Origin of the sequence: Campylobacter sp. FOBRC14, from assembly GCF_000287855.1 — a bacterium.
Taxonomy (GTDB): Bacteria; Campylobacterota; Campylobacteria; order Campylobacterales; family Campylobacteraceae; genus Campylobacter_A; species Campylobacter_A curvus.
This window is the reverse complement of record NZ_ALJJ01000005.1, coordinates 1-12,563: the sequence shown is the minus strand read 5'-3', so window position 1 is coordinate 12,563 and position 12,563 is coordinate 1. Positions and strand designations below refer to the sequence as shown.

Below are 12,563 nucleotides of genomic sequence, written 5' to 3'. Positions count from 1 at the left end.
ACGCGAAAATCGTGCTATATGTTCGGTGTTTTGCGGAGCGAGCAAGGTTTGCGAAGCAAGCATCAATGATTTATTATAATAGAGCCTTTTCTTTTTTAGGATACTTATTTATTTTACAGCTATTCTGCAGCTAGCAAAGGCAATATAATAAAACCTTTACGGGTCAAATTAATTTAATTTGAATTTACCAAAAGCCAAATTTGGATTAAATTTATACTACAAATTTAACCAAAAAAGTGAAATTTAATAGCTTTTTTGAACGTATTTTTTACTCGGTCGCTTTGCCACCCTTAGAAATATCCTCTACTAAAGGGTTGCATTTCTAATTTTTTCTACTTCGCACTGCTTACAGCCAATCACCCCATTTCGTTCGCAACCGCTTTATAGAAGCAAAGCAAAAAAGATTTCTTTAAGCACTATTTGTGCCTGCGTCATCCCTTGGAGCGAGCGAGGTTTCTACTTCGCGCTTCTCGTAGAGCCCAAGGAAACGCCTCGCCTCGTTTGCAGGTGCAAAGTAGAAGCGAAGCAAACGTCAATACTTTATACTACAATAGAGCCATTTGACTACAACAAAGCCAAATATTTTAACAAAATCCAAACAATTTTAACCGCCAAGCCATCCAAATGACCCCAAGCTTACAGACTTCTTCGCCACTCTTCCTCTATCAGCACCCCATCCGTCCATTCGCTGTTTTCACTTGTTTGTACTAGCACAAACCCACGCTTTGCATACATGTGCCTCGCAGCATGTAGCATATCTATCGTCCATAGATTTATCGTTTTATATCCGCACTCATCGCTAAATTTTAGTGCCGTATCCAAAAGCTTACCACCTATACCGCCTCCTTGCGCGCTCCCATCCACGGCAAACCACCGCAACTGCGCACTTTTCTCATCAGTCTTTATGATGGCGACCGAGCCAATGAGCTTTTCGCCACGTTTTGCCACCCAAATTTGCCCGCTGCTTGGATCGCGCAAAAATTCCGCCATCGCACGCATCAAATAGTATTCAAAATTTGCCTTAAAGCCGTATTTTTCGCGGTATAGCTTCATCTGCAAATAGCAAACCAAGCTTGCATCGCCCGGCTCAAATTCATTTATCACGATTTCATTTTTCATTTTTGCTCCTTTTTTGGCAGATTATAGCATATTCATTACACTTTTATGGATAATAAAACACTCCGAATTTAGCCCAAAACCGTGCCATATCACACATTCACACCTTCGCGGTGCGGGTTCTTGTCCTCATCACGCTCGCCAAAAGAGCGCAAATTTATTCCCAAATTTAACCGACCACACCAAAACCAAAGCACAAATTTAAGCCAAATTTGCACCGCAACCAGCCGCCTTTAAAACGCTCAAATTTAAGGATTTTATTATAAAATACGCGTTTTAAAATCAAAAAAGAGGTCTCAATGCGTAAAATTTTTGAAAAGATCCTGCTCTCTAGCAACGCTTTCACCGCACTTCCCGTCATCTTCGGACTACTTGGAGCGATCGTTCTTTTTATCATCGCCAGCTACGATATCTTCGTGGTTTTGATCACTGTTTACGACTACTTTTTTGCAGGCGTTCATCCTGAAAATTTCCACTCCGAGGTCGTTGGCGAGGTGGTCGGTGCGATAGATCTATATCTCATGGCACTCGTGCTTTACATCTTCAGCTTTGGAATTTACGAGCTTTTCATTTCCGAGATCAGCATCTTAAAAGACTCCAAACGTAGCAAAGTCATCGAGGTGCATTCACTTGACGAGTTAAAAGACAAGCTTGGCAAGGTCATCATCATGGTACTCATCGTAAATTTCTTCCAGCGCGTGTTGCATGCGGACTTTAGCACTCCGCTTGAAATGATGTATCTTGCGCTCTCGGTGCTGGCACTTTGCCTCGGACTTTACTTTCTTCATAAAGGCGAACACTAAAATTTCAGGTATTTTCATCAAATTTTAAATTTAAGCTTTAGGATATTTAAAAATCGACGATTTATTAAAGAATTTATAATAATTTCGCTAAAATTCCCGAAAATTCAAAGGAAACTTATGATATTCGTCGATGCATGTCTGAAAAAACCAACTCCCTATACGCCTGTTTGGATGATGCGTCAGGCGGGTCGCTACCTGCCCGAATACATGGCTGTGCGAGAGCGCGCGGGCGATTTTCTCTCGCTTTGCAAGGATTATAAAAAAGCAAGCGCGGTCACCATCCAGCCCGTTGAAATTTTAGGCGTCGATGCGGCGATACTTTTTAGTGATATCCTTGTCGTGCCGCTTGAAATGGGCATGGGACTGCGATTTGAAAAGGGCGAGGGTCCGGTTTTTGATCGTCCCGTAAAAACGGCGGACGATCTTGCTGCGCTGGACGTGGATAGGGCGGTTAAAAATTTAAGCTACGTTTATGATACGATCGCTCTTACGCGTGAAAATTTAGCCCGTGACAAGGCTCTGATTGGCTTTTGCGGTGCGCCATGGACGATCGCGACATACATGATAGAGGGTGGCGGCACGAAGACCTACGCCGTTTGCAAAAAGCTACTTTATACAGATCCCGAGTTTTTACATCAAATTTTAGCCAAAGTTACCGCCGCGCTCACGGACTACGTCAAGGCACAGATCCGCGCGGGCGTCGATGCGGTGCAGATCTTTGACAGCTGGGCGGGCGCGCTGGAAGAGAGTGCGTATTTTGAGTTTGGCTGGCGATATATTTTGCAGATTGTTGATAGCGTAAAAGCTGAATTCCCCGAGACTCCGCTCATCGTTTTTCCAAAGGGAGTGAGTGGCTTTTTAGATAAAATTTCAGGAAATTTCGAGGTTTTTGGAGTCGATTGGAGCACACCCATAGGGCTTGCAAAAGAAAAACTAAGCCCGAAATTCGTCCTTCAAGGCAATATGGAGCCAACGAGACTTTACTCGAAAAAGGCGATAGACGCGGGCGTGGATAAAATTTTAAACACCATGAAAGGTGCGCCGCATATTTTTAACCTAGGACATGGAATTTTGCCTGACATTCCGGTCGAAAATGCGAAGTACTTCATCAAACAGGTTCAAGAAAAAAGTCACAATCACAAATAAGGAGGTATAAATGAGGAATTTAGGCATAAAAACAAAGATAATGCTGTTGATGCTTGTTAGCCTTATTAGTATTATCATAGTCAGCGTGTTTTACTTAAAAGGGGTGGTAGAAACTCGCGAGAGAGCCGCAAAAAGCGGGCAGATAGTGGACGTCATAATCAATCAAAACAACTTCATCCACGAGCTGCAAAAAGAGCGTGGCTTTAGCTCAGGCGTACTGGCAGGAGGTAGCAATACCAACCTTTTAGCCCAGCGCGGCGAGGTCGATAAAGCGGTCGAAAATCTTCCTAATAAAGACGCTATAAAAAGCAAGCTAAGCACGATAAGAGCGGGCGTAGATAAAAAAGAGGGCGGTATCGCTTTATTAAATCAAATGACAGATATGATAAGAGGCGAGATCATCACGATAAACGGTTATGCCGGCGAGATCGAGCCAAGCTTGACCGATGCGCTGAAAAGAGAGCTCATCATCGGCGAGATAAAAGAGTCGTGCGGTATCCTTAGAGCGCGTCTAAACGGCGTATTTTCAAAACATACCATGTCAAAAGACGAATACAACAGGATCGTTTCCATAAACGCAGTCATCCTTAAATCTATCAATGATTTTAACGAATACAACCCAGCAAAATACACCTCGGAATTTGAAAATATCGTACTTTCAAAGCCTGAATTTAAAGAGGTCGCAGGCATAGTAAAAACCGTCGTCGAATCAAGCAATACAAGCTACGACGCACCGACTTGGTTTAGTAAAATGACAAATTTGATAGACGATATGAGAGAATTTGAGCTAAGCTTGTTAAACGATATGAAAGAGGCGAGCGCCAAAATCAAATCAGACGCCGATAGCCAGCTCATTTTAAGCGCGGTCTTGATAGTCGCGATCGTCTTGATCATACTTAGCATCTCCATACTCATCGGTAAAAACCTCATCTCCGGCATCAACTCTATAAAAGACGGACTGATAGCTTTCTTTGACTTCCTAAACAACAAAACAAGTAAAGCTACATTGCTTGAAGTAAAAGGTAGTGACGAGATAGGACAAATGGCTACTTTGGTAAATGAAAACATAAAACAAATCGAACACAATCTATCCGAACAAAACGACTTCATCAACGCTGCAAACAACTTCGTAGGACAAATAAGAAGCGGCAACTATACTGCAAATTTAGACGCAAGCACTACAAACCCAGCTCTAATAAAACTAAAAGAAGCCTTCGCTCAGCTATCAAATAGCCTAAAAGAGGAGATAGCAAGCAGTAGTAAGGCGATATTTGATGTGCTTGACGGCTTTAAAGCCCAAGACTTCACTAAGCGCGTGAACGAAAGTGGTAGGGTCGCAAACGGCATAGACCTGCTCGGGGCTGAAATTTCAAATATGCTAAAGGCAAATTTAGAGCAGGCTCATTTGCTGAAAGAAAAGGCTGAAATTTTATCAAATTCTATGCAGGAGCTCACAAACGGAGCAAATTCTCAGGCAAGCTCACTTCAAGAAAGCGCGGCGGCTGTCGAGCAGATGAGTAGCTCCATGAACGCTATCAGTCAAAAAGCCCAAGATGTGACACGCCAAAGCGAGGAGATCAAAAATATCATCGTCATCATCCGCGACATCGCCGATCAGACGAATTTGCTCGCCCTAAATGCTGCTATCGAGGCGGCGCGTGCAGGCGAACACGGCAGAGGCTTTGCCGTCGTAGCAGACGAGGTGAGAAAGCTTGCCGAACGCACACAAAAGAGCCTAGGTGAGATCGAGGCTAACGCAAACGTGCTGGCTCAAAGCATAAACGAGATGAGCGAGAGCATCAAAGAGCAGGCTGATGGCATAAATATGATAAATCAATCCGTCGCTCAAATAGATAATCTGACACATCAAAACGTCGCGGTCGCAAACAAAACCAACGAGGTCACGAACGAGGTCGATGCGATGGCTAGCAGCATCGTCGAAGAGGTTAGGAGAAAGAAATTTTAAATTCAGTGGTCTTTGGACCCATAAATTCGCGCCGTTTTGGTATGTCGCTTGGCATAGACTTGTCCGTAGGGCAAAAATGCTGTAACTTTGACTGCATCTACTGCGAGCTAAGCGGCGCGAAAACGACTGACAAGATAGCAAACGAGCCGCCGATCTCACAGATCATAAGCGAGGTGAAGGCGGCACTTCGTGAGCATGAAAACATCGACGTCATCACGCTCACGGCAAATGGTGAGCCGACACTTTATACAAATTTAAAAGAGCTCATCGCACAGCTAAATTTGATAAAAGGCGGCGCGAAGCTACTGATACTCTCAAACGCAACGGGCGCTTTGAAGCCCGAGGTTTGCGATGCATTGATGGGGCTTGATATCGTGAAATTTAGCCTTGACAGCGCACTGCAAAAGACATTTAAAAAGATAGATCGCGGACAAAAGGGGCTGATGGTGGATGATATCATCGAAGCCATAGCTAAATTTAGGCGAGAATTTAAAGGTCAACTGGTGCTTGAAGTGCTTGTGGTAAAGGGCTTTAACGATACTTCTACGGAATTTGAGGCACTAAATCTAGCTATCAATAAAATTCGCCCCGCCCGCGTGGATATAAGCACCATAGATCGCCCGCCCGCCTACCCTGTAAAGGGTGTAGATAGCGAGCTTTTGCATGAACTGGCGGAGCATATAAAAAACGTGCCCTGTGTGATCGCTAGTGCAAAGAGCAGCGATAAGGTGATGGAATTTAGCAAAGATGAGATTTTAGAGCTTTTGGCGCGTCGCCCACAAAGTCAAAAGAATGTGCAGGAAAATTTTTCCGAGCTTTCAAGGAGAAATTTGAGCGAGCTTTTGGACGACGGTAAGGTTTATAAAACGCAAGTTGCAGGCGTTTGGTTTTATAAGGTCAGAATTTAGCTCGAGCCGTTTTGCGGAAATTTTAAGCTAAATTTTATTGACAAAACGGTCGTTTTTTTCTATAATACGACTTCTTTTACATTCCGGATTAGCTCAGCGGTAGAGTAGGTGACTGTTAATCACTTGGTCGCTGGTTCGAACCCAGCATCCGGAGCCATTTATATTCAAAAATCCTTTTAAAACCCTGATTTTACAGATATTTCAAGAACTTTAAGTTTTCTTAGTTTTATAAAATTTGTTCCCTATTTGTTCCCAAAATTTTTTAATATTCCAATTTCTTACCAAGCTTTCTAAGTTAATCTAAGATACCTTATTTTTATTTTTAAAAATACGAAAATAATTTTTTATCCTAAATTACTCTAAAATACCCCAAGGAACCATAGGGTATTAAAAATTTTTCAAAAACTATCCAAAAACCGCTTAAAACGATAAAAGTAAATGAAAAGTACATATAATTAGTTATGTAAGAGCTTAGCAAAAGGATAAAAATAATATGCTTAACGAACTATATAACGACGTAGAGTACAAAACGCTTCTTGAGCACATATCTAGCCAATATAAAGGAAAGGTAGTTCTAGATAGAAGTCAAACCGCAGCGGTTCTTGGTATCGGCGTATCTACTCTTGATCTTCGTATATCGCAGGGCAGGGATATTCCTCGTTATATCAAAATGGGAGATGCGAAGAATTCTAGAATAGCGTTTGCTATTACTGACATTGCGGCTTATATTTTTCAAAAAAGGGTTAAAACATGCTCTTAATTTCTATGGTAGATAATAAAGAAAAGGACTAAAAATGAGTAATGCCCTTCAAATAGGCGGACACAGCCTAGTTCTTTGTGTAAGAAGCGAATTCTTGACGCTCAAAAAGGCTATTATAAGGTATGAGCACAATGTTAGAGAGGTCAAACACGCCTCTAAGATTGGATATCTTAGAGGTAACAGCCGAAATAATAGATATATAGTGCTTAGCGAATATAACAACAACGGCCACATGCGAGAGATCACAGCAAGAGATAAAGAATTTAATGATAAGAAATATATAAAAGCGCTTTTGAAAGAATATCACGAAAAGATGAAAGCCGACTACGAAGCCCAATCAAAAACATATAAAAATGGTAGATTGGTAAAGAATCGTTGGCGAGAAAACATGGTAGGATTTTCTGAAGTGGTGATAAGTTTCGGCACCGAACGACCAAAAAACCAAAAGGAAGGGCTAAATCAAACTGAAGTTAATTTTGTTAACGCCCAAGTTTCGTTTGATAGAGTCCTTAGATTTGCGAGATCGTACTGTGTAAAATACGGCGTAAAGTGTTTATTGATTAGCGAACATAACGACGAAAAGACTAAACATTATCAGCTTATTTTTACGAATTATCTCTTTAAAGAACATAGAAATTTAAGATTCGACGGAAAAGGAAATACGAGTAAATTCGGCAGAAGTATGCAAGAAATGGGCGGTATAGCATTTGACGGCATCGCTCTAAGAGGCGAAATAGGTAGCAAGGCAAAGCATAAGAATTTAAAACAAATGCACAAAGATGAAAAAGAGTTTAATAATGAGCAAGAGTTTAATAATAAAATTAGACAATTGATAGTTAATGAAGCAAGGAAGTATATAAAAAAGAAAGAGTCTATGTTTGGCAAAGATTATTTGAGATTAGAAATCGAGGACGATAAAGCTTTCGTAGAAGATCTTGTAAATTTGGTTTTAGATCAAATGAAAGACAATATAAACATAGTCACCGATAGCGAATTAAAGCAAAGAGTGAACGAGCTAACTAGGCAACTTTTAAACAAAGGTGAAGTGATAGCAAAAAATAATAAACTAGAGCAATCTAACGAAGAGCTAATCCAAGAAAACGAAAAGCTAAAAGAGATTAACGCGAACCTAAACAATCAAGACAATATTATAAAAGATAGGAATTTACAAATAAGCAATCTCTCGGCCGAGCTAATTCAAAAAGAAGATGAAAACAATAAACTAAAAAATCAAATAAAAAGCTTTGAAGCAGATAAAGAAAAAATAGACGAACTAAAACAAAAAGCAAATCAAAGCAACATACTAAAAAGTGAGCTTGAAAAGGTCAATCAAGACCTAGAATATAAAGAAAAAACAAATCAGTCTTTGAAACAAAGAAACGAAGAGCTGGAGGCGTTGTTAAGTAGCGAGAATGCCTTAAAGGAAGACAATGATAGTAAGCGACTACAAATCGTTAAACTACAAACTTCTATAAATAGCAAAGATCAAAGAATATCCAAGCTAGAAAGAGAAGTAAAAGTTAAAGACGAAAGGATAGAAAATTTACAGGATAAGTTAACTGTATTAGAAAACTTTAAAACGAAGGTTATTAATTTTATCTCAAAAATAAGCAATTTAATACCGAATTTTAGCAAGCTATTAGATGATGAGCCTGCGGAGATAAAAAATGAGATACAAGGCAAGATGTATAGTAGAGATGGGATGGAGATGTAATATACGGGGTTTATTTAATTTTGACTAAATTTTTGGATATAATCTCGTATTTTCTAAACTTCTCATAATTTTTATTATAGGGAAGTTTTTAAAGGTGGCAAAATGACCGAAGAAGACGTAAAGCTAAAATTTATAACACCCGCCATCGAACAAGCCGGCTGGGACAAGATGAGTCAAATTTCTATGGAGTATCAAATAACCGATGGCAGAATAAATTTGATAAACAACGTCGCAAAAAGGGATAAGGTCGGTATTAAAAAAGCCGATTATGTCCTAAGTTATCAGTTAAATTTGCCGCTTGCCATCGTAGAAGCGAAAGATGATAGTCATAGTATTAGGCATGGACTAGAACAAGCCAAAATATATGCACAAATGCTTGATGCTCCATTTGCATATAGCTCAAATGGCAGTAGCTTTATAGAATTTGATTTTTTGTCCGGCTCTCAGCGTGAGTTAGCTCTAAATGAATTTCCAACTCCATATGAGCTTTGGCAACGATTTTTGGAATATAAACATTTTTCATCAAGAGCTTTTAAAATCATACAGGAGCCATATTTTTATGACCAAGGTGCCAAAAAGCCAAGATATTATCAGCAAGTAGCCATAAATAGAGCCATTGAAGCCGTTGCTAACGGCAAAAAGCGATTGATGCTAGTTATGGCGACAGGTACTGGTAAAACCTATGTAGCTTTTCAGATTATTCATAGGCTATATCGCGCTGGCGCAAAAAAGAAAATTTTATTTTTGGCAGATAGAAATATTCTAGTTGATCAAAGTGAAACCGGCGATTTTAAGCCATTTGGCAATAAAATGACCAAGATAAAAGACAAACTACTTGATAGTTCGTATGAAATTTATCTATCGCTTTATCAACAGCTAGTAGATGAAGACGGTAATGAGCCGTTTCGTGAATTTAGCCCAGATTTTTTTGATTTAATCATCATAGACGAGTGCCACCGAGGATCTGCTAAAGAGGACTCACAATGGCGCAAAATTTTAGACTATTTTAAATCAGCTACCCATATCGGTCTTACGGCCACGCCTAAAGAGGATAATGAAATATCAAATAGCTCATATTTTGGGGAGCCTATATATACTTATAGCCTAAAACAAGGGATAAATGATGGCTTCTTAGCCCCGTTTAAAGTCATCCGTGTTGGTATTGATGTGGATTTAATGGAGTATAGGCCACCAGAGGGCATGCTTGATGATTACGGCAATGAGATACCAGATAAAATTTACAACATAAAAGATTACGATAGAAATTTGGTTTTAACTAATAGAACAAAGCTTGTGGCTAGTCGCATAAGTGAATTTTTAAAAAGCACCGATCGTATGGCTAAAACTATAGTCTTTTGCGTAGATATAGAGCATGCACAAAGGATGTGTGAAGCATTAAGAAACGAAAATAGCGATCTGGTAAGGCAAAACCCAAACTATGTCGCCCAAATTACCGGCGACGTACCGAACGTAAATGCTATGGTAGAGAGATTTTCAAGACCAGATGAGATATACCCTGTTGTAGCTGTTACGTCAAAGCTTTTAACAACTGGAGTTGATTGCAAAACATGCAAAGTTATTGCGATAGATAGTTGTATAAACTCCATAACCGAATTTAAGCAAATCATAGGTCGCGGTACGAGGCTTAGGGAGGATTTTGGCAAGACGCATTTTACGATTTTGGATTTTAGGGGCGTTAGTCGTCTTTTTATGGATCCTAAATTTGATGGAGAGCCGATAAAAGAAGACGATTTACCAGCAAAAGCAAATTTTACAGAAGAAAAACCGCCAAAGCCAAAAGAAGACAAAGAAAAAAGCGGTGAAAGAAAAATCGTGATCAATGGCGCCGAAGTCAAAATATTAGACGAGTTAGAGCAAATTTACGATCAAAACGGCAACCTAATTGCCAGTGACTTTAAAGACTTTTCAAGACAAAACATCTTAGCTAAGTTTAAAAGCCTTGAAAATTTCATAACAAGCTGGGATGCGCAAAGCAAAAAACAAGCTATTATCAATGAGTTAAAAGATCACGGCGTATTATTAGATGAACTAAAAATAAAACCTGAGTTTACAAATTTGGATGAGTTTGATCTGATCTGTCATATAGCTTATAACAAACCACCGCGCACTAGAAAAGAGCGTGCAGACGGCGTCAAAAAGCGAGACTTTTTGAGCAAATATTCTGATAAAGCAAGAGAGGTTTTATTAAAACTTATTGATAAATACGCAGATAACGGCATAAGCGACCTAGAAAACATAAATGTACTTAAAAATGATCCGTTTAGAGATATGGGTGGGATGCTAGAAATAGTAAATGATTTTTTTGGTGGAAAAGAGAAGTATTTTGAAGCCATAAAAGAACTTGAAAAAGAAATTTATGCAGCATAAGGACGAAGATGAGTTTAGGAAATTTTATAAAAAGACTACAAGACATTATGAGAAATGACGCAGGCATCAACGGAGATGCCCAAAGAATAGAACAAATTACATGGATATTGTTTTTAAAAATTTACGATGCAAAAGAGAGCGAATGGGAGATCGATGATGATAACTATCGCTCTATTATGCCAACAAATTTGCGCTACTCTAACTGGGCGATAGATAACAAAGACGGCAAGGCACTAACTGGTGACGAACTTTTAAATTTTGTAAATAACGAGCTTTTTGTAACTCTAAAAAATATCACCATCACCCCACAAACCACTACTCGCCAAGCCATCGTAAAAAAGGCATTTGAGGACAATAATAACTACATGAAAGACGGAGTTTTGCTTCGTCAAGTGATAAACGTGATAAACGAGCTAAATTTTGAAAATTTCAAAGAGAGACACGCGTTTGGCGAAATTTATGAGACGATATTAAAAAGCTTACAAAGCGCTGGAAACGCCGGAGAGTTTTATACGCCACGCGCCGTAACCGACTTTATGGCTAAGATGATTAAGCCTAAAATCGGAGAAAGAGTTGCGGATTTTGCTTGCGGAACCGGTGGATTTTTAACGTCGGCTCTTAAAGAGCTAGACTCGCAGATACAAACTGCAGACGAGAGAGAAATTTATAAAGATAGCGTCTATGGTATTGAGAAAAAGGCGTTGCCGTTTTTGCTAAGTGCGACAAATTTATTATTGCATGACATTGATAATCCTCAAATTTATCACGATAACGCACTAGAAAAGGATATTAGAGACTACACGCCAGAGGATAAATTTGATGTGATTTTGATGAATCCACCATACGGAGGCAGTGAAAAAGATAACATAAAAAGTAACTTTCCTATTGAGCTTAGAAGCTCAGAGACAGCGGATTTGTTTATGAACGTCATAATGGCTAGATTAAAATTTAAGGGTCGTGCAGCTGTTATTTTGCCAGATGGATTTTTATTTGGTACCGACAATGCAAAGGTAGCTATAAAAACTAAGCTCTTAAATGAATTTAACCTACATACGATCGTGCGTTTGCCTCGCTCAGTCTTTGCGCCATATACGTCAATTACGACAAATATTCTATTTTTTAATGCTAGCGAGCCGACAAATAAAATCTGGTTTTACCGTTTAGATATGCCTGAAGGACAGAAAAATTTTAGTAAAACAAAGCCGATGAAGTTGGAGCATTTTACACCCGTTATCTCATGGTGGAACAATCGCGAAGAGATCAACATTGATGGCTTTGATAAGTCAAAATGCTTTACTATAAACGAGATCAAAGAGCGAAACTACAGTCTTGACCTTTGCGGTTTTCCAAGTGAGAGCGAAGAGGTAAAAGACCCGTTTGTGCTAATAGCCGAATATCAAAAACATAGAGCGGAGCTAAATACCAGCATCGATGATACGATCTCTAAAGTTTTAGAGATATTAAATCAAAAGGCGTAAGATGACGGCACAACAGCTAAAAAGCTCCATCTTAAATTTAGCAATCACAGGTAAATTAGTACCGCAAGATCCGCATGACGAACCGGCATCTAAGCTAGTAGAGCAAATTCGCAAGGAAAAAGATAGGCTTATAAAAGATAAAAAGATCAAGCCGTCAAAATTTGACAGCGTTATCTTTAAAGGCGAGGATAATTTACATTATGAGAAGATAGGCGAAGAAACTCGTTGCATCGAAGATGAAATTCCGTTTGAAATACCGCAAAGTTGGAGCTGGGTGAGACTGG

General features: G+C 39.4%; 9 protein-coding genes, 1 tRNA gene and 1 pseudogene. 10 read left to right on the top strand and 1 reads right to left on the bottom strand.

Annotated elements, in window-relative coordinates; all coding sequences use genetic code 11:
* Window positions 1–636 precede the first annotated feature (636 nt).
* Window positions 637–1,119 (bottom strand): GNAT family N-acetyltransferase, encoded by a 483-nt coding sequence (locus HMPREF1139_RS00540; RefSeq protein WP_009649373.1) that lies wholly within the window; start codon window positions 1,117–1,119, stop codon window positions 637–639.
* A gap of 296 nt (window positions 1,120–1,415) precedes the next feature.
* Between HMPREF1139_RS00540 and HMPREF1139_RS00535 the strand changes: the two genes are divergently transcribed.
* The 10 genes and pseudogenes from HMPREF1139_RS00535 to HMPREF1139_RS00490 all read left to right on the top strand — a co-directional run.
* A complete protein-coding gene (locus HMPREF1139_RS00535; protein WP_009649365.1) occupies window positions 1,416–1,919 on the top strand; it encodes a YqhA family protein in 504 nt (167 codons plus the stop codon).
* 117 nt (window positions 1,920–2,036) lie between these two features.
* Window positions 2,037–3,065, top strand: coding sequence for a uroporphyrinogen decarboxylase (hemE, locus tag HMPREF1139_RS00530; protein ID WP_009649372.1), 1,029 nt, complete (start codon window positions 2,037–2,039; stop codon window positions 3,063–3,065).
* Window positions 3,066–3,075: 10 nt separating this feature from the next.
* Window positions 3,076–5,031 (top strand): methyl-accepting chemotaxis protein, encoded by a 1,956-nt coding sequence (locus HMPREF1139_RS00525; protein WP_009649374.1) that lies wholly within the window; start codon window positions 3,076–3,078, stop codon window positions 5,029–5,031.
* 5 nt (window positions 5,032–5,036) lie between these two features.
* On the top strand, window positions 5,037–5,939 hold the full coding sequence (locus tag HMPREF1139_RS00520; protein ID WP_009649366.1) for a radical SAM protein: 903 nt from the start codon (window positions 5,037–5,039) through the stop codon (window positions 5,937–5,939).
* 82 nt (window positions 5,940–6,021) lie between these two features.
* A tRNA-Asn gene (locus HMPREF1139_RS00515) sits at window positions 6,022–6,096 on the top strand.
* 336 nt (window positions 6,097–6,432) lie between these two features.
* Complete coding sequence (locus HMPREF1139_RS00510) at window positions 6,433–6,699, top strand: helix-turn-helix transcriptional regulator (RefSeq protein ID WP_034965879.1); 267 nt, start codon at window positions 6,433–6,435, stop codon at window positions 6,697–6,699.
* A gap of 34 nt (window positions 6,700–6,733) precedes the next feature.
* A complete protein-coding gene (locus HMPREF1139_RS00505) occupies window positions 6,734–8,413 on the top strand; it encodes a hypothetical protein (protein WP_009649370.1) in 1,680 nt (559 codons plus the stop codon).
* Window positions 8,414–8,515: 102 nt separating this feature from the next.
* Window positions 8,516–10,801 (top strand): EcoAI/FtnUII family type I restriction enzme subunit R, encoded by a 2,286-nt coding sequence (gene hsdR, locus HMPREF1139_RS00500; RefSeq protein WP_009649368.1) that lies wholly within the window; start codon window positions 8,516–8,518, stop codon window positions 10,799–10,801.
* Window positions 10,802–10,809: 8 nt separating this feature from the next.
* Window positions 10,810–12,279 (top strand): class I SAM-dependent DNA methyltransferase, encoded by a 1,470-nt coding sequence (locus HMPREF1139_RS00495; protein WP_009649364.1) that lies wholly within the window; start codon window positions 10,810–10,812, stop codon window positions 12,277–12,279.
* A gap of 1 nt (window position 12,280) precedes the next feature.
* Window positions 12,281–12,563 (top strand): annotated as a pseudogene (locus HMPREF1139_RS00490) (restriction endonuclease subunit S); the annotation flags it as partial.